This window comes from Nostoc sp. FACHB-888 (assembly GCF_014696655.1).
In the GTDB taxonomy this organism is placed as follows: Bacteria; Cyanobacteriota; Cyanobacteriia; order Cyanobacteriales; family Nostocaceae; genus Nostoc.
The window spans coordinates 1-18,438 of the sequence record NZ_JACJQM010000047.1; the positions used below are offsets into that span (position 1 = coordinate 1).

An 18,438-nucleotide genomic window follows, 5' to 3' on the forward strand; every position below is an offset into this window, starting at 1 on the left:
TTTGAAACCTTCTATACCAAAAACATTTTGCTGAACGAGGGTATCCGCGCTTGGATGGCTCCTCAAGATCAACCCCACGAACAATTTGTATTCCCTGAGGAGGTATTACCACGTGGTAACGCTCTCTAATAGACCAAATATATTAGGCGGCACTGGACGCGACCAAGAATCTACTGGCTTTGCCTGGTGGTCTGGTAACGCGCGTTTAATCAATCTATCTGGCAAACTACTGGGTGCTCACGTTGCCCATTCTGGTTTGATTGTATTCTGGGCTGGAGCGATGACTTTGTTTGAAGTCGCTCACTTCATTCCTGAAAAGCCCATGTACGAGCAGGGCTTGATCCTGTTACCTCACCTCGCCAGTCAGGGTTGGGGTGTTGGTGCTGGTGGTGAAGTTATCGACACCTTCCCTTACTTTGTTGTCGGTGTACTCCACCTAATTTCCTCAGCCGTCCTTGGCTTTGGCGGTATCTATCATGCCGTCCGTGGCCCAGAAACCTTAGAAGAATACTCTTCTTTCTTTGGTTACGACTGGAAAGATAAGAACAAGATGACCAACATCATCGGGTTCCACCTGATTATTTTGGGATGCGGTGCGCTGCTGTTGGTACTAAAGGCAATGTTCTTTGGTGGTTTGTATGACACCTGGGCACCAGGCGGTGGTGACGTTCGGATTATTACCAATCCGACACTGAACCCAGCAGTCATCTTCGGCTATGTACTCAAGTCTCCCTTCGGTGGCGAAGGTTGGATTGTCAGCGTCGATAACTTGGAAGATGTGGTCGGTGGTCACATCTGGGTTGCCTTTATCTGTATTGCTGGCGGTATTTTTCACATTCTTACCAAGCCTTTTGCTTGGTCACGTCGTGCATCCATCTGGTCTGGTGAGGCTTACCTCTCCTACAGCTTGGGCGCTCTGTCGTTGATGGGCTTCATTGCCTCAATCTTTGTTTGGTTTAACAACACCGTTTATCCCAGCGAATTCTACGGTCCTACCGGCCCAGAAGCTTCTCAAGCTCAAGCTTTGACCTTCTTGATTCGTGACCAACGCTTGGGTGCTAACGTCGGTTCTGCCCAAGGCCCCACAGGATTGGGTAAATACCTGATGCGCTCTCCAACTGGTGAAATCATCTTCGGTGGTGAAACCATGCGCTTTTGGGATTTCCGTGGCCCTTGGTTGGAGCCTCTACGTGGCCCTAATGGTCTTGACTTGGAAAAAATCAAGAACGATATTCAGCCTTGGCAAGCTCGTCGCGCTGCTGAATACATGACCCACGCTCCTCTGGGTTCTCTGAACTCCGTGGGTGGTGTGGCTACCGAGATTAACTCCTTCAACTACGTATCTCCTCGCGCTTGGTTGGCGACTTCTCACTTCGTATTAGGATTCTTCTTCTTAGTTGGTCACTTGTGGCACGCTGGTCGCGCACGGGCTGCGGCTGGTGGTTTTGAGAAAGGAATTAACCGTGAGACTGAGCCAGTGATGTTTATGGACGACCTAGATTAGGTTGTAAGATTTATTTCATCGTTGACAACTAAATAATTTAAAAGCTCTTGCGTAAAAGCAAGGGCTTTTTTTATAGGAAAATTAGTCATCTATTGATTAAAGTGAGTGACTTACCAAGGTAGTTAATACTATGAGCGACTCTAATTTTATTGATGCTTTGCGATGGACATCTGAAGCTAAAGAAAAATTACAAAATATTCCCTTTTTTGTCCGCTCTCAAGCTAAAGCCAGAATTGAACAGCTGGCTCGTGAAGCAGGACAAGAGATTGTGACAGCAGATTTGGTAGAACAGGCTAGGCTTGAGTTTGGACAATAAAACATTGTGGAGTTTGCAACAATGATAGTCGCCAAAAATCGAGCAGACCGAGTAATGCTTTACGATATTAGCTAGCAACAGTTTGAAAATCTTCTAAAAGACTTGGGACATCGGGCGGCAAAGTAGTGCGATCGCACTACTTTGGAAATTATCAGACCTTTACCTGAACGTAAAGATTACATTACAAAGAGATAATAGATTAATAGGTGAGTTGAAAAAAAGTAGTCATCGCCGTCAAAAGGCAGAGCCAAGCGACAACTCAAATGAGCGAACTGACCATACTAATCTAAATTTAGAGAATTTTAATTATGTCTAGACTTACGGTTCCACCCAATTTCACAGGCACTGCTGGTTCCGACACTTTAATTGGGGAAGATTTAAATAAATTTCCAGCAATTGGGATTGATATTTTAACTAAAGGTTTCATTGATACAGGCTTAGGAAAGGACACCATTAAAGGCAACGGCACTGGCAGTGAAGGCGGTGCTGGAATCGGCATCAGCAATAATGGCAATCTGAATGCTGGGTCGGGCGATGACGCTATTATAAGTAAGGGCATTGGGGGTAGTGGAGGCGACGGCGCAGCAAATAATTCTGACCCTTTTGGCGCCGCCAATTCTGGCTTTAATGGCGGCAGTGGCGGTGTAGGGACAGGCATCAGTAACATTGGTATCCTTAATACTTGGTTGGGCAATGACACTATCATCGGCAATGGCACTGGCGGCAACGGCGGAAACGAGGGCGGTCGATACGCCGGTGGCGACGGTGGATTTGGGAATGGCATCAGCAACACTGGACAACTGGATACTGGAAACGGAAATGGCAGTCTGAATGCAGGGGATGGCAATGACACTATAAGTGGCACTGGTCAGGGCGGTAATGGTAGTAATAGCGTTTACGTTGATAAGGGCAATGGTGGTAATGGAACAGGTATTAGTAACAGTGACAATCTGAATGCAGGGGATGGGAATGACACTATCATCGGCACTGGTCAGGGCGGTAAAGGCCGTGATGGTGCTATCAATAAGAACATCAATGGCAGCAAAGGCGGTAATGGTGGCACTGGAACAGGCATTAGTAACAGTGGCAATCTGAATGCAGGGCATGGGAATGACATTATCATCGGCACTGGCCAGGGCGGTAGAGGTGGTACTGGCAAAATATCAGGCACAAATGCCACTGCATACGGCATTTTCAACGACGGAGTAATTGATACTGGGAATGGTGTTGATATTCTTACCGGACAGGCTACAGCAACAATTGGTGGTGCTGCATACGGCATTTATGGAAAAGGAATGATTAAAACTGGCGATGGCGATGATAAAATTACATCCACCAGTACTATCAATGAAGTTCAACAAAAAGTTACTATTGGTGGCGGTATCGATATTGATCTAGGCACTAGAAATGACTACTTCAAAGGGTTTGGTGCTGGGACTGTGGATGGTGGAAAAGGTTTTGATACCTTAGACCTCAGTGCTTTCAAGCGCTCTGAACTCACTTTTTCTGGTGTAATTTCCGGCAATGCCCTAAACCCAGCTAATATCAACTTCAATAACAATGGAAATGTTATTACACTCTCCACAGCAGGCTTTGAGAATTTTATCTTTGCAGATGGCTCTTTATGTTACAGCACTTTGACCTGAAACTAAAATTACAACAATCTCACGAAAAATAATTGCGAATTACGAATTAGTATCAACTCGCTCCCACATTCATTGCTGCTAAAAAAGCCTTTTGACTTACATCTCTGTAAACTGTATTCAAATACTTCATTACCACATCACTCGAAGTTGAATTTACTGCATTTTCCTCTTCCTTTGCAAGGGGGATTGCTCCTAATACATCTAATACCATCTCGCTAGTGGACGGCGCAATCACTACCAATGATGATTCTAGTGGCTGATTATATTGCCAGAAAGAGTCAATTTTTACCGAGTATTTGTTATTAGGAATTGACTGTTGAATATCGGGCGTTTCTGTGGTATTATGTTGAATCTTGGCACTACGTAATTGACGTAAATCGCTGATAATTTGCTCTTTGGTGCGTCCGCGCAATTGAAATAGTACAAAGGGGTCTTCACTAAAGCGATCGCCTAGCTGATAGTACAGCGCACCAATATGTTTACAGGGATTTGCTTTATCAGGACAAGAGCATTTACTCTGGACATCACCAAGGGTAAAAGGAAATATCGAAAGACCATTAGCCGTAAACACTTCTTCTATATTTTGTGGCATTTCTCCTGCTAGTAGCTTGGCAGCAAAAATTGCCCTTTGGGACATGGTTTCAATTACATAACCCCACTGTTCATCGCTAAAAGGTTCAAGAGAAAGGGAAACTTTATAAGGTTGTACTTCACTACCTTGCACCCTAGCTAATACTTTTGCACCTTTAAATTCGATGCTCAAAACGTTTCCTTGACGGGCATAATTTCTTGCACGTTCTAAACGCTTTTTAAAGCGATAAGAATCTAGTAAATCTAACCATTGTTGTGACCACCATTCTCGGCTTGCTTGTAATGTGTAATTAGTCATAATATCAATTCAAAAACTTTAGTCGTATTTTGGCGAATTCGTAGTGAGAGCAAATTAATAACTTTAGTCCTTACTACGAATTTATTCTGCATCATCATCAATTACTGCACTGCGGTCGAGTATTAGTAAGTTGCGAAGTTGGTCTGTATCTAGTTCAGTCAACCATTCTTCACCAGCGCCTACAACTTGTTCAGCTAGTTGTTTCTTACTTTCAATCATGTCATGAATTTTTTCTTCTAAAGTGCCTGTACAAACAAATTTATGTACTTGCACATTCCGGGTTTGGCCAATCCGAAATACTCTATCTGTGGCTTGATTTTCCACGGCTGGGTTCCACCATCTATCAAAGTGGAATACATGATTTGCTCGTGTTAAATTCAGTCCTACTCCACCCGCTTTCAGAGAAAGAATCATAATTGGTGGCCCTTGAGGGTCGTGTTGGAAACGGTCGATCATTTCCTCACGTTGTTTTTTGCTGGTGCTTCCATATAAAAAGAATATTTCTCGCCCAAGCTGCTTTTCTAAATAGGGTTTAAGTAATTTACCCCACTCTGCAAATTGTGTGAAGATTAAAGCTCTATCACCTTCTGCTAAAACTTCTTCTAACATTTCTTCTAGCCGCAGAAGTTTAGCTGAATTATGTTGCTCTAATGTTGCCTGTTTCAAATATTGGGCTGGGTGATTGCAGATTTGTTTGAGTTTAATTAACAAAGCTAAAATCATCCCCCGGCGTTGCAATCCTTCAGCAGATTCTATCTCTACTAAAGATTGTTCTACAACTTGTTGATAAAGTGCGGCTTGTTCACCAGTCAGACCACAAAATACGGTCATTTCTTGCTTATCTGGTAAGTCTTGAATGATGTCGCGATCGCTTTTCAATCGCCGCAGTATAAATGGCTGAACTAATGAACGTAATTGAGTCAAAGAAGCGGTATCGCCATACTTTTCAATTGGCATGGCAAACCGACGCTGGAAAAATTGCTTGTTACCTAAATACCCTGGATTCAGAAAATCTAAAATAGACCATAGTTCTTGCAGCCTATTTTCTACTGGTGTTCCCGTCAATGCAATCCGAAATGTCGCTTCTAATTCTCGCACTGCTTTTGACTGCTTCGCCTCTGGATTTTTCACATTCTGGGCTTCGTCTAAAACAATTATCTGCCAAGAGACACTTTGCAATGACTTGATATCTCGATGAAGCAGTGAGTAGCTGGTAACAATTAAATCGTGCTTTTTCACTGCTTCTAAAAACGCTTTTCCTTTTGGGCGTTTATCACCATGATATTGCAAAATTTTCAGGCTTGGTGCAAATTTATTGACTTCCCTTTCCCAGTTACCTAAAACAGAAGTTGGACAAACTAATAGTGTTGGATTTTCTAGTGCATCTTGTTCTTTGAGATGTAGAATAAAAGCGATGAACTGCACGGTTTTACCGAGTCCCATATCGTCGGCGAGACACGCGCCTAAGCCCCAACGTTCCAAGAATGACAGCCAAGCAGCACCACGCTCTTGATAAGGTCGCAACTGTCCTTTAAAGCCTGCTGGTGTCGGTAAAGGTGCGATCGCTTGATTATTACTTAACGCCCCAATCAACTCTTGCAATGCCCCAGATGCCTCAAAGCTGACCACTGGTAACTTTTCAATTACTTGGGTATCCCCTGTACTGAAACGCAAAGCATCTTCCAAGGAAAGCGCCATTTGGTCTTTGCGAGTGGTAAAAAAAGTTTGGGCTGTCTTAATATCTTGAGGGCGCAATTCCACCCACTCGCCATTAATTTCTACTAGCGGACTATTTAAAGCCACAAGTTTATCAAACTCAGCTTTAGAAATAGTTTGTCCACCAATTGCCAATTGCCATTGGAAATTCAGTAAACTTTGTAAGCCTAAACGTCCCTGCTTTTTCTTTGGGGTTTCGGCAGTAATTTTCAAACCCAAACGATTCGCCCATCCTTCGCGGTTCGCTAAACTAGGAGGCAAAATTACTCCCAAACCACTGTCTTCTAACCTCCAAGCTACAGCCTTGATAAACTCATAAGCTTGCATGGGGGTGATACGAGAAAATTGGGGATATTCGGTTTCAAAACTGGGTGCGATCGCTGGATATAATCGGGAAGCTACCCCTAAACCTCGCAAAAATGTTTCTTGTGGTTGCTCAATTATCCGATTTTCATAAACCAATCGTTCAACTGGATTGTTCCAAATAGTTGCTGCATCCACCAAAAACTCAGGCTCATCAGCCGCTTGCAAAAAATACGCCAATGTCCACTCTGTTTCGCTAGACTCTGGAGAACGCAGTTGAAAACAGGTGCGAAATAGAGTTTTAAGAGTTAATTGGTATTGTAGCGGCATAGTCCAAGCCTTCAGTGCCGCTTCCAGTCGTTCTACTTCAATGGCATCTGCATTCACTGTATGAGATGCACTGGTTAAAGCTTGCAACCACTGTCGCACCCCACCTGGTAAAGATGCCATCGCCTTTTCAGTTGGAGGTTGAGAACCCGCCATCCCGCGCACTTGGGCATCTATCGTACTGTTTAGAAATCCCAGCAACAATTCTTGAGGTTCAGTAGGGAAGTTTACATAGATTGGGCATTGGGCATTGGGCATTGGGAAGAGGACTTGGGGACAAGGAAAATTGGGGACAAGGGGAAAGACTTGTTTCAAGTTCTCATCTCTTGTCCCCTTGCCCCCTTGTCCCCAAGTCCCCCCTGCCTCCCCTACTCCCCCTGCTCCCTGCTCCCCTGCTTCTTCCCCACTCCCCACTCCCTCTTGATAAGTCCGACAAACCAACGGCATATTCGCAGAAAATTTTTCTAAGCGAGTTCCATCTACAGCACTATCTAAAAGTACTTGCCATTTAGCAGCAACACCATCTGATTGTCGGTTAATTGTTGGTAAAAACTTACACCGTGAGATTAAATCTAAACTCCACCGGGAAACTTGCGACCAAAAACGTAAATCTCCTCCTAAAAAGGCATCTTCCCCTTTAGCAGCATTTAAGGGAACAGCTGCCAGAAATTTTACCGCCTCGCTGGGGTTGAGACAAAAACCTTCAACTCGCCACGGTTGCAAATATTGCGGGGAGTCTGTATCTAGCCCCAAGCTGGCAGAATGTACCGGGAAAATCCCTGCTGTTCCATCGCTACTGCCTTCTGGGATATAAGTTGGCACGGCAATTATCTGCGAATGCGTTGGCAAACTTATCTCAGTAAGACTGCCGGCTTTACGTGTTCGCCCAGTAGTAGCGATGGCTTTGCCCGCCGCAGGCATCGCTACTTGAGGTTTTTGGATGAAGTTGGTAATCGCCATGTTCTGAGAAACCAACCACTCACTTAACTCAACTGATGTCATTGCCAATGGATGTATTGCTATCTCTCCAGATCCACTAGACTCTAAATTCACTCGTGGCGATCGCCAAGTTTCCCCCCAAATAAATAAACAACCATTTTGATTTTTTAGTAACCAATTACAGTGTAAAATCGCCATTTGCTAATTACTCAGATTCTCGTAAAATTCAATAGTGAAAATTGCAATTATTCTACTTTTTACATCTTCACGAAAAGATTTTTTAGCTCAAACTTGCATATAATTAATATTTAAACAAATATTTTATTTAAAGATTCTTCATAATGATTTTCCCCCTAATTAAAGTTTTAAAAAGTGGGATATTAGTGGAACTAGATTATATGCATCCTCAAGAACAGGAGGTTGTAAGAGCATTACTCAATGTTTTATTGATTGAAGGTAAAACTTATCCCCAAAAGGAACCTCTATCTCAGGCAGAATTTTTAGCTTACTGGTTGAGTAAAGATGCCTTTGTTGTCAGAACATCTGGTCAGGATGGTACACACAAGCCAAAAGAAATATTAGGGGCGTTTTATTTAAAACCAAACTTTCCCGGTCGGTGTTGCCATATTTGCAACGCTGGTTTTATTGTACAACCTGCCTTACGCGGTAAGGGGATTGGGCGGTTCATGGGGGAGGCAATGCTCTTGATAGCAGCAAACCTGGGCTACGAAGCAGTAATGTTCAATTTGGTCTTTGAAACTAATATACCTTCAATTACCCTTTGGCAGTCGTTAGGATTTGAGATTATTGGGCGCATTGAGCGTGCGGCGAAGCTAGAGGATGAAGTAGTAGACGCACTGATGATGTATCGCACCTTGGATTTATTAACTGTTGACGGTTAACCGTCAACAGCCATGAGTCAACAGTTATCTTTGTATGTACCAGAAGCCAGTCATAGTACATAAATGTTAGGATTGCCACAGAAAGAGAATAGCGAAAGAGAAGGAAAAAAAACTGAATGGCAGAAGTTGATAAGTCAATATCCTTCGATGGAAGGGATATTCGGCTGAAAGTAGGCTTACTAGCTCCCCAGGCAGGTGGGTCGGTTTTGATAGAATCAGGGGATACATCCGTTTTAGTGACAGCTACGCGATCGCAAGCCAGAGAAGGCATTGATTTTCTTCCACTCACAGTAGATTACGAAGAAAGGCTGTATGCCGCCGGTAGAATTCCCGGAGGGATTATGCGGCGCGAAGGTCGTCCACCAGAAAAAACAATTCTCACCAGTCGTCTTATAGACCGTCCCATGCGTCCCCTGTTCCCTTCATGGCTAAGGGATGACCTGCAAATTATTGCTTTAACGCTGTCGATGGACGAGTTAGTTCCACCCGATGTGCTAGCAGTTACAGGTGCTTCAATCGCTACCCTGATTGCCCAGATTCCTTTTAATGGGCCAATGGCAGCAGTGCGGGTTGGTTTAGTGGGAGATGATTTCATTATTAACCCCACTTATGCAGAAACTGAAGCTGGCGACTTGGATCTGATAGTAGCAGGTTCACCACATGGCGTGATCATGGTGGAGGCGGGAGCCAATCAGTTGCCAGAGCGAGATATTCTCGAGGCAATTGACTTTGGTTATGAAGCAGTGCGGGACTTAATTAAAGCGCAGCAAGATTTAATCGCAGAACTGGGTTTGGTAATAGTGCAAGAAGCACCACCAGAAGTAGACCAGACTCTGGAAAATTATATCCGCGATCGCGCCAACGGTCAGATTAAGAAAATCCTCGCTCAATTTAGTTTCACCAAACCCGAACGCGATGCAGCTTTAGATGTCGTCAAGGATGAAATTGCCGCGACGATTAGCGAACTCCCAGAAGAAGACCCAATTCGAGTTGCCGCAACTGCAAATAAGAAGGCACTTGGTAACACTTTTAAAGATATTACCAAACACTTCATGCGGCGACAAATCATTGAAGATAACGTCCGCGTTGATGGTCGTAAACTCGATGAAGTGCGTCGTGTTTCTTGTTTAGTTGATGTCTTACCAAAGCGAGTCCACGGTAGCGGTTTATTTAACCGGGAACTAACTCAGGTATTATCCACTTGTACTCTAGGTACACCTGGGGATGCTCAAAACCTTAACGATGATATGCAGCTAGATCAGCACAAGCGTTACCTGCATCATTACAACTTCCCGCCGTTCTCAGTCGGGGAAACCAAACCAATGCGGGCCCCAGGAAGGCGCGAAATTGGTCACGGTGCATTAGCAGAACGAGCGCTACTACCTGTGCTACCGTCAAAAGAAGAATTTCCCTACGTGATTCGCATCGTATCGGAAGTACTTTCCTCCAACGGTTCCACTTCAATGGGTTCAGTCTGCGGTTCCACCCTCGCTTTGATGGATGCTGGTGTACCAATTCTCAAACCCGTCAGTGGCGCAGCAATGGGTCTGATTAAGGATGGGGACGAAGTGCGAATCCTCACCGATATTCAGGGCATTGAAGACTTTTTGGGCGACATGGACTTTAAAGTTGCCGGGACGGATACCGGGATTACCGCCTTGCAAATGGATATGAAAATCTCCGGTTTGTCGTTGGAGGTTATTTCCCAAGCCGTTCACCAAGCTAAAGCAGCCCGGTTGCACATTCTGGAGAAAATGCTTGCCTGCATTGACACGCCACGGACTGAAACCTCACCTTATGCCCCACGTCTGCTAACAATTAAGATTGATTCAGACATGATTGGTCTGATCATTGGCCCTGGAGGCAAGACTATTAAGGGTATTACAGAGGAAACTGGTGCAAAAATTGACATCGAAGATGATGGCACCGTGACGATTTCCGCTGTGGATGAGAATAAGGCCAAGAGAGCCAAAAACATCATCCAAGGCATGACTCGCAAGCTGCATGAAGGGGATGTTTATGCAGGGCGCATCACTCGGATTATACCGATAGGTGCATTTGTGGAATTTCTGCCTGGAAAAGAAGGGATGATCCACATCTCACAACTAGCTGACTATCGCGTTGGCAAAGTTGAGGATGAAGTAGCGGTGGGCGATGAAGTGATTATCAAAGTGCGCGAAATTGATAACAAAGGTCGCATTAATCTCACCCGCTTAGGTATCCACCCAGATCAAGCAGCAGCAGCAAGAGAAGCTGCGGCGGTGAATCGGTAACTCGATTTGGGATTTTAGATATAAATCTAAAATCCGCGATGCCTACTGTGAAGGCATCGCCGTATGCTTCTCTAATTGGTTACAAAACTATTAATTTGATACCACTAAGATAGTTAATAAATATTTAAACCTCGCCTGTACTTGTTCAACGTAAATACCATTATTTATATTATTTTGACAACTCGTAATTTGAGTATTTTTAACTACACCTTTTATCTATTTACAAATTTAGCAGATTGTCTGATTATAACGACATAAGAAAAAATCTGATAAACAACACTTTTTTGTAGAAAGTGGTAGTTTATGTAATTTGTCCCATGAATGTTATATCAAAAATCTCATGGCTTTAGTTCAAACGATAAATAAACTGACGTCAACTCAGGTCCCCAGACTTAATGATTGCAGTTCACAAAGCCTGCTTAACTACTTTGAGACTTCTTGGCGACTTGAAGAAACACTCATGAAAAGTTTGGTCGGGGAAGAAACTTTTTATCTTAACCCCGATCCTTTAAGAAACCGTTTAATTTTTTATCTTGGTCATTCAGCCGTTTTTTTTATCAACAAGTTAATTGCCGTTGGTTTAATTAAAGCTCGAATTAATTCAGAATACGAAACCCTATTTGAAATCGGAGTTGATCCACAAACACCGACAGAACTCGAAGCAGCTATGCAAGGGGTTAGCTGGCCTGATGTAGAAAAAGTTTGGCAATATCGGGATAAGGCACAAGAGGCGATCGCAAAAGTAATTCAAAATACTCCCCTGAATCTGCCGATTCATCAACAGCATCCCTTCTGGGCTTTGCTGATGGGGATGGAACATAGTCGCATTCACTTTGAAACCTCTTCGATGCTGGTGCGTCAATTGCCTACCGATCGCTTAAAACGTCCCCAAGGCTGGGATTATGCACCTAGCAACGCGAACATTCCCAACAATGAAATGCGCCCGGTTCCGGGTGGTGTGGTGAAACTAGGAAAACCCAAGGATGATCTTACATTTGGTTGGGATAGCGAATATGGCGATCGCACTGTTGAAGTTAAACCGTTTTTAGCTAGTCAATATCTCATCACTAACGGAGAATATCTGAAATTTGTTCAGGCTGGTGGTTACAACAATCCCGATTACTGGAATGCTGAATCTTGGGATTGGAAGCAACTCTACAACGTCCAACATCCCAAATTCTGGATACCTTTCGAGGATGGCTACCGCTATCGAGCTACATTCGACGAAATAGACTTACCCCTAGACTGGCCTGTAGAAGTCAATTACTACGAAGCGATCGCATTTTGTCGTTCTCAAGGCTCAGAAATTCGCTTAATGACTGAAGGCGAATGGAATCAAGCCTTACTTATTTCTGAGGATAACCAGTTATCAAGTAACTATAATCTCAATTTACAATTCATTTCCCCCAGCCCGGTGGGAATGTTCAAACCAGCTAATAGTGCTTCTGGGCTTTACGATCTCAGAGGAAATCTCTGGGAATGGCTGGGAGATACATTCAACGCCCTACCAGGATTTCAACCTCATCCGCTTTACGAAGATCAAGCAGCACCCTTTTTTGATGATAAACATCAGATGATGCTCGGCGGTTCTTGGGCTACTAATGGTTCAATGGCATTACCAACCTATCGCAACTGGTTTCGTCCCTACTTTTATCAACACTCTGGTTTTAGAATTGCCCAAGACATTTGAAAGGAGATTACAGAGAATGAGACCAAATGCAATCCCACCAAAACCCGGTCAAGAATCAGTTTGGGATTATCCCCGTCCGGCTCGTTTAGAAGATAGCAACAAATCAATTCGGATAATTTGTAATGGTACTGTTTTAGCAGAAACAACTAAAGCTAAAAGAGTCTTAGAAACTAGCCATCCTCCTGTTTATTACCTTCCTTCTAAAGACATTAAACTAGAATATCTGATTGAAACACCTAAAAAAACTTGGTGTGAATGGAAAGGCAAGTGTCAATATTATGATATCAGCATCGGTGAAAAGTATATAAATAACGCTGCTTGGCGATATTTGGAACCCACACCTGATTTTGTAACGATTCAAGAATACTATGCTTTTTACCCTAGTTTAATGGATGCCTGCTATGTAAATGATGAGCTAGTTATGTCTCAACCTGGCGATTTCTATGGTGGATGGATTACTGCTGATATTGTCGGGCCATTTAAAGGTAGCCCTGGAACAATGGGGTGGTAAGGGACTTCCAACTAAAAAAATAATCAATCGTTTTGGAAGGCAGGGTGAACTGGCGCTACAGGGGAGGCAGGGGGAGAAAAAATTGGCTAGTGGTTCCCACTCAGATGCGGTACAACGTTATATCGTAAGGTTTAGGGGCACGGCATACCGTGCCCCTACGGGTTACTTGCTGTTTTGCTTAAGCTTTTTTCAACCAGCTAAACATAGCGCGTAAATCTTTGCCGACTTCCTCAATTTTGTGTTCAGCTTCTTTACGACGCATGGCGGTAAATCCTGGTTTCCCAGCTTGGTTTTCAAGAACGAATTCTCGTGCAAATTGCCCAGATTGAATTTCGCTGAGAATCTTCTGCATTTCAGCTTTGGTTTGTTCAGTAACAATCCGCGGCCCACGAGTATAATCACCATATTCAGCAGTGTTAGAAATGCTGTCGCGCATTTTAGCTAAACCACCTTCTACAACCAAGTCAACAATCAGCTTGACTTCATGCAGACATTCAAAATAAGCCAATTCTGGTTGATAACCAGCTTCTACCAAAGTTTCAAATCCGGCTTTGATTAAAGCACTCAAACCACCGCACAATACCGCTTGTTCGCCAAATAAATCTGTTTCGGTTTCTTCGCGGAAAGTCGTTTCGAGAACACCAGCGCGAGTACCACCGATACCTTTAGCATAAGACATGGCGCGATCGCGTGCCTGACCACTAGCATCTTGATAAACTGCAAACAGCGCTGGTACGCCTTCACCACCTTCATAAGTGCGCCGTACCAAATGCCCCGGCCCTTTGGGTGCTACCATGACCACATCTACGTTAGCCGGTGGTACAACTTGCCCAAAGTGAATATTGAATCCGTGGGCAAAAGCTAACACATTCCCTTCTTGTAGATTGGGTTCAATTTCGTTTTTGTAAATCGTTTTTTGCACTTCATCAGGTAACAAAATCATGATGAAATCAGCAGCATTGGCAGCATCTGCAACATTTTTCACAGTTAACCCAGCTGCTTCAGCTTTTGCTACTGACTTACTACCCGGATATAGTCCCACAATCACATTCAAACCACTATCTTTGAGATTGAGAGCGTGGGCATGACCTTGAGAACCATAGCCGATGATAGCAATAGTTTTTCCAGCCAAAAGGTCTAAATTGGCATCTTCGTCATAATACATCCGGGCCATAGAAGCATCTCCTGTCAGCAGCATCGTCATTTATTGGCAGGCTTAAGATTGTACCTCAAATTGAGTAACCACAGATGAACTATCAATCATTCAATTTATCTCTTTGGACTGAGGAGGGAGCAGGGGGCAGGGGGAGCAGGGCAGGCAAGGGAAGAAAACTAATGACAAATAACTAATGACAAACCCTGTTACATAAATCGCAACAATGCAGGCTTTGAGTTTTAGTTCAGTAATACTGGGGTTAACTTCATCCATCTAGGGGTAGATTATGTACGCTTCGACTAAATTACCGCGCACATCTGCTTTATTTGTAAGTGCGTTATTAGGAGGAGTAATTTTCACTAGTTGCGCCTCTTCCCATCAGCCAGGAAATCAGGCTTTACCTCCAATGGCAGGCGATGGCTCGGTAAATCAATTATCTGCTCGTGAAAGCAGTATTTCCCAAAAGGCGGAAGCTGCATCTATAGTCCGTTCTCGTCCCCAACTCATCAAAAAGGCAGCAATATCTTTGACTGTCAACTCTGTAGAGAAGACTATTGATGCTGTTTCACAAATTATCAATAAACAGCAGGGGGATTTGATCGGGTTGAAACAACAACAACCCAAAACCGACAACCCGCGTTACACAGCAACAATCCAATTGCGGATACCAGAAAACTTACTGGAACCTACCCTAGAAGAGCTAGCTAAATTGGGCACTGTTGAAAGTCGTAATATCACGGCAGAAGATGTGGGCGATCGCTTGGTCGATTTCCAAGCTAGATTAACCAATTTGCAAAAAACTGAAGCCAATTTACAAAAAATTATGGATCGGGCGGGTTCTATTAGAGATGTGCTTAGTGTTTCCCAAGAGCTAAGTAATGTACGAGAAACTATAGAACAAATTAATGCCCAACTCAAAAGCCTACAAAATCAAGTTGCTTATTCTATTATTACGCTGAATTTACAAGCAGCAGTTTCTAGCACCAGTTCACAACCTGCCTTCGGTTTGCAAGTTCAGGAGACTTGGAATAAATCTACTCACTCCCTTAGTTCATTTTCCGTTGGCTTACTCAAGCTGGGTATTTGGTTAGTTGTTTACAGTCCCTATTTGTTAATTTTTGCTGCTCTTATCTATGGCTTTAACCGTTGGCGGCGAACTCATTCACCACATTTAACACAAGCACCAGAATCAACTAGTTCTGAATGAGCTTGCATAAATCCTACATCTACTGTTGATAAATTTACACAAGCAAAGAGTAATTCAAATATTGCCAACTCTTATTATTTGCACCTCTATGGGGAAAACTTCTCTTTATCCTGTAGTTTTAATTACTTTAAAACTTTTTCAAATGTAAACAGGAATACAAAATATGTGATGACAATTTTGATACAAATTTGTTAAGAATAGTTACAATGGTTGGAATACCCGATAATATTTCTTATGGTAAATTCACTTGACAATAATCCACCTCATCAAGTAGTTATTGTTGGCGGTGGTTTTGGTGGACTTTATGCAGCTAAAACACTCGCAAAAGCAGCAGTAAACGTTACTCTGATTGATAAACGTAACTTTCATCTATTTCAACCCCTTTTATATCAAGTCGCCACAGGTGCGCTGTCTCCGGCTGATATTTCTTCACCGTTGCGTTCTGTCCTCAGCAAGAGCAAGAATACGAAAGTGTTGCTGGGAGAGGTAAATAATATTGATCCAGAAGCAAAACAAGTGACTGTGGGTGACGAAGCAATAGCTTACGATACGTTAATTGTTGCTACAGGAGCAAAGCATTCGTATTTTGGCAAAGACAATTGGGAAGAATTCGCCCCCGGCTTGAAAACTGTAGAAGATGCTATAGAAATGCGTCGCCGGATTTTTACGGCGTTTGAAGCCGCAGAAAAAGAAATCGATCCAGAAAAACGCCGTGCTTGGTTAACCTTTGTAATTGTTGGTGGTGGCCCAACTGGTGTAGAGTTAGCTGGTGCGATCGCAGAATTGGCAAATCAAACTCTCAAAGAAGATTTCCGCAACATAGACACATCAGAAGCCAAAATTTTGTTACTAGAAGGGCTGGATCGGATCCTGCCACCTTTTGCACCAGAGTTATCACAAGAAGCAGAAGCATCCTTGACGCGCTTAGGGGTGGTTGTCCAGACAAAAACATTGGTAACGAATATTGAAAATGATATTGTTACCCTCAAACAAGGCGATGAAGTTAAAGAAATTGCCTCAAAAACGGTATTATGGGCAGCAGGTGTGAAAGCTTCAGCAATGGGGAAAGTGCTAGCAGAGCGCACAGGTGCTGAGTGCGATCGCGCTGGACGGATTATCGTCGAACCTGACTTGAGTGTTAAGGGACATCCCAATATTTTTGTAGTTGGCGACTTAGCAAATTTTTCTCATCAAAATGGTAAACCTCTACCTGGTGTTGCACCTGTAGCGAAGCAAGAAGGTGAATATGTAGCGACATTAGTCCAAAAGCGGCTTGCAGGTAAGAGTTTACCGCCCTTTACTTATACCGATTATGGTAGTTTAGCAATGATTGGGCACAATTCTGCCGTGGTAGATTTGGGCTTTATGAAGCTGAAAGGTTTCTTTGCATGGCTGTTTTGGCTATTGATTCACATCTACTTCTTAATTGAATTTAACAACAAATTAGTAGTAATGATTCAGTGGGCATGGAACTATTTCACCCGTAATCGTGGAGCAAGATTAATTACAGGACAAGAATCGCTCACCGAAATTGTAATTAGCGATCGCAACAGTTATTCAGCCGATAACAAACAGCCAGTAAATGTCTAATTGGGCATGGGGCATTGAGTATGGTTATTCTCCTTGTCCCCTTGTCTCCCCCATCTCCCTCATCTCCACTCCCCGCCCTCATAAATTAGCAGTAAGCTATTTGAGGGCGTTTTTCATAATCTATATAATGGCAACTATTAACGACAACTACCTGAAACTGAAAGCGGGTTATCTGTTTCCAGAAATTGCTAGGCGGGTGAATGCCTTTGCAGAAGCCAATCCTGATGCTAAAATCATCCGGCTCGGCATTGGTGATGTTACCGAACCTCTGCCGGAGGCTTGCCGCGCAGCTATGATTAAAGCTGTGGAAGAAATGGGCGATCGCAATACCTTCAAAGGCTACGGGCCAGAGCAAGGCTACGCTTGGTTACGGGAGAAAATTGCTACTCAAGATTTCCAAGCACGGGGAGCCGATATAGATGCTTCCGAAATCTTTATCTCCGACGGTTCCAAGTGCGACACCGGCAATATTCTGGAAATCTTTGGACATGACAACATAATTGCCGTTACTGACCCCGTTTATCCCGTATATGTAGACACTAACGTTATGGTGGGAAATACGGGAGATGCCAACGATAAAGGCGAGTTTGAGGGTTTAGTCTATTTACCAATTACGGCTGATAACAACTTCACTGCCGAGATTCCCTCAAAGAAAGTCGATTTAATTTATCTCTGCTTTCCCAATAACCCCACTGGCGCAACTGCTACCAAGGAATATCTCAAAGCATGGGTAGACTATGCCAAAGCAAATAACTCGATTATTTTCTTTGATGCAGCCTACGAAGCTTACATTACCGATGCATCAATTCCCCACTCAATTTATGAAATTGAAGGTGCAAGAGAAGTTGCGATCGAATTCCGATCTTTCTCCAAAAATGCAGGTTTTACAGGAACACGTTGCGCGTTAACCGTTGTACCGAAGACGCTCACAGCAAAAGCCGCCGATGGTTCCGATGTGGAACTATGGAAACTCTGGAATCGCCGCCAGTCCACCAAATTCAATGGCGTTTCTTACATCGTCCAACGAGGAGCAGAAGCAGTTTATTCTGAAGAAGGACAGGCACAAATCAAAGGATTGGTTAGTTTCTATCTAGAAAACGCCAAAATTATCCGTGAGAAACTCACAGCCGCCGGATTATCAGTTTATGGAGGCGTGAATGCACCTTACGTTTGGGTAAAAACGCCTAATGGTTTATCCAGTTGGGAATTCTTTGATAAGTTGCTGCAAACCGTAAACGTTGTAGGAACACCTGGTTCTGGGTTTGGTGCTGCGGGTGAAGGTTACTTCCGCATTTCGGCATTCAACAGCCGGGAGAATGTCGAAGAGGCGATGAAGCGGATTGCTGAGAAGTTTAAGGTGTAGAGCGATCGCTTTTGTTAAAGTCATTCTATTAATCTAAAGGTTACGGTGGGCTAGATTATCCACCGCAACCTGATAGATAATTAATTTAACTCAGCTTACTCATATT

The 18,438-nt window shown here is 43.4% G+C and carries 13 protein-coding genes and 1 pseudogene; 11 read left to right on the forward strand and 3 right to left on the reverse strand.

What is annotated here, in order from left to right; all coding sequences use genetic code 11:
- From H6G26_RS24045 to H6G26_RS24060, 4 genes and pseudogenes are all read left to right on the forward strand, one after another.
- Positions 1–129: pseudogene (locus tag H6G26_RS24045) on the forward strand (photosystem II D2 protein (photosystem q(a) protein)); the annotation flags it as partial.
- On the forward strand, positions 113–1,504 hold the full coding sequence (gene psbC, locus H6G26_RS24050; RefSeq protein ID WP_190731866.1) for a photosystem II reaction center protein CP43: 1,392 nt from the start codon (positions 113–115) through the stop codon (positions 1,502–1,504). The pseudogene H6G26_RS24045 and the gene psbC, both read left to right, overlap by 17 nt.
- A 130-nt stretch (positions 1,505–1,634) precedes the next feature.
- Complete coding sequence (locus H6G26_RS24055; RefSeq protein WP_190731868.1) at positions 1,635–1,820, forward strand: PCP reductase family protein; 186 nt, start codon at positions 1,635–1,637, stop codon at positions 1,818–1,820.
- A 308-nt stretch (positions 1,821–2,128) separates the two neighbouring features.
- A complete protein-coding gene (locus H6G26_RS24060) occupies positions 2,129–3,466 on the forward strand; it encodes a hypothetical protein (protein WP_190731870.1) in 1,338 nt (445 codons plus the stop codon).
- A gap of 52 nt (positions 3,467–3,518) precedes the next feature.
- Here H6G26_RS24060 and H6G26_RS24065 read toward each other — a convergent pair whose 3' ends face one another.
- Positions 3,519–4,355, reverse strand: a complete 837-nt coding sequence (locus H6G26_RS24065; protein ID WP_190731872.1) for an SWIM zinc finger family protein — start codon at positions 4,353–4,355, stop codon at positions 3,519–3,521.
- An 81-nt stretch (positions 4,356–4,436) separates the two neighbouring features.
- Entirely contained in the window at positions 4,437–7,838 is a 3,402-nt protein-coding gene (locus H6G26_RS24070; protein ID WP_242053846.1) for a DEAD/DEAH box helicase, read from the reverse strand.
- 143 nt (positions 7,839–7,981) lie between these two features.
- Here H6G26_RS24070 and H6G26_RS24075 point away from each other — a divergent pair, with 143 nt between their 5' ends.
- From H6G26_RS24075 to H6G26_RS24090, 4 genes are all read left to right on the forward strand, one after another.
- Positions 7,982–8,542, forward strand: coding sequence for an N-acetyltransferase (locus H6G26_RS24075; protein ID WP_190731874.1), 561 nt, complete (start codon positions 7,982–7,984; stop codon positions 8,540–8,542).
- Positions 8,543–8,658: 116 nt separating this feature from the next.
- Complete coding sequence (locus tag H6G26_RS24080) at positions 8,659–10,815, forward strand: polyribonucleotide nucleotidyltransferase (RefSeq protein ID WP_190731876.1); 2,157 nt, start codon at positions 8,659–8,661, stop codon at positions 10,813–10,815.
- A 340-nt stretch (positions 10,816–11,155) separates the two neighbouring features.
- On the forward strand, positions 11,156–12,505 hold the full coding sequence (ovoA, locus tag H6G26_RS24085) for a 5-histidylcysteine sulfoxide synthase (RefSeq protein ID WP_190731878.1): 1,350 nt from the start codon (positions 11,156–11,158) through the stop codon (positions 12,503–12,505).
- A gap of 16 nt (positions 12,506–12,521) precedes the next feature.
- Positions 12,522–13,016 (forward strand): DUF427 domain-containing protein, encoded by a 495-nt coding sequence (locus H6G26_RS24090; protein WP_190731880.1) that lies wholly within the window; start codon positions 12,522–12,524, stop codon positions 13,014–13,016.
- Positions 13,017–13,194: 178 nt separating this feature from the next.
- Here the strand turns inward: H6G26_RS24090 and ilvC are convergent, their stop codons facing one another.
- The gene (gene ilvC, locus H6G26_RS24095) at positions 13,195–14,190 is read right to left on the reverse strand and encodes a ketol-acid reductoisomerase (protein ID WP_190731933.1); all 996 of its coding nucleotides are present in this window, start codon (positions 14,188–14,190) and stop codon (positions 13,195–13,197) included.
- Positions 14,191–14,458: 268 nt separating this feature from the next.
- Between ilvC and H6G26_RS24100 the strand changes: the two genes are divergently transcribed.
- The 3 genes from H6G26_RS24100 to H6G26_RS24110 all read left to right on the forward strand — a co-directional run bounded on the left by H6G26_RS24100 (position 14,459) and on the right by H6G26_RS24110 (position 18,332).
- Positions 14,459–15,379, forward strand: a complete 921-nt coding sequence (locus H6G26_RS24100) for a DUF4349 domain-containing protein (protein WP_190731882.1) — start codon at positions 14,459–14,461, stop codon at positions 15,377–15,379.
- Between the two features lie 234 nt (positions 15,380–15,613).
- The gene (locus H6G26_RS24105) at positions 15,614–16,969 is read left to right on the forward strand and encodes an NAD(P)/FAD-dependent oxidoreductase (protein ID WP_190731884.1); all 1,356 of its coding nucleotides are present in this window, start codon (positions 15,614–15,616) and stop codon (positions 16,967–16,969) included.
- Between the two features lie 127 nt (positions 16,970–17,096).
- On the forward strand, positions 17,097–18,332 hold the full coding sequence (locus tag H6G26_RS24110; RefSeq protein ID WP_190731936.1) for an LL-diaminopimelate aminotransferase: 1,236 nt from the start codon (positions 17,097–17,099) through the stop codon (positions 18,330–18,332).
- Positions 18,333–18,438 lie beyond the last annotated feature (106 nt).

What these genes read in the sequence shown, in the direction of transcription:
- H6G26_RS24055 (WP_190731868.1), top strand. Translation starts at nt 1,635, where the DNA reads ATGAGCGACTCTAATTTTATTGATGCTTTGCGATGGACATCTGAAGCT.
- H6G26_RS24060 (WP_190731870.1), top strand. Translation starts at nt 2,129, where the DNA reads ATGTCTAGACTTACGGTTCCACCCAATTTCACAGGCACTGCTGGTTCC.
- H6G26_RS24065 (WP_190731872.1), bottom strand. Translation starts at nt 4,355, where the DNA reads ATGACTAATTACACATTACAAGCAAGCCGAGAATGGTGGTCACAACAA.
- H6G26_RS24070 (WP_242053846.1), bottom strand. Translation starts at nt 7,838, where the DNA reads ATGGCGATTTTACACTGTAATTGGTTACTAAAAAATCAAAATGGTTGT.
- H6G26_RS24075 (WP_190731874.1), top strand. Translation starts at nt 7,982, where the DNA reads ATGATTTTCCCCCTAATTAAAGTTTTAAAAAGTGGGATATTAGTGGAA.
- H6G26_RS24080 (WP_190731876.1), top strand. Translation starts at nt 8,659, where the DNA reads ATGGCAGAAGTTGATAAGTCAATATCCTTCGATGGAAGGGATATTCGG.
- ovoA (WP_190731878.1), top strand. Translation starts at nt 11,156, where the DNA reads ATGGCTTTAGTTCAAACGATAAATAAACTGACGTCAACTCAGGTCCCC.
- H6G26_RS24090 (WP_190731880.1), top strand. Translation starts at nt 12,522, where the DNA reads ATGAGACCAAATGCAATCCCACCAAAACCCGGTCAAGAATCAGTTTGG.
- ilvC (WP_190731933.1), bottom strand. Translation starts at nt 14,190, where the DNA reads ATGGCCCGGATGTATTATGACGAAGATGCCAATTTAGACCTTTTGGCT.
- H6G26_RS24100 (WP_190731882.1), top strand. Translation starts at nt 14,459, where the DNA reads ATGTACGCTTCGACTAAATTACCGCGCACATCTGCTTTATTTGTAAGT.
- H6G26_RS24105 (WP_190731884.1), top strand. Translation starts at nt 15,614, where the DNA reads ATGGTAAATTCACTTGACAATAATCCACCTCATCAAGTAGTTATTGTT.
- H6G26_RS24110 (WP_190731936.1), top strand. Translation starts at nt 17,097, where the DNA reads ATGGCAACTATTAACGACAACTACCTGAAACTGAAAGCGGGTTATCTG.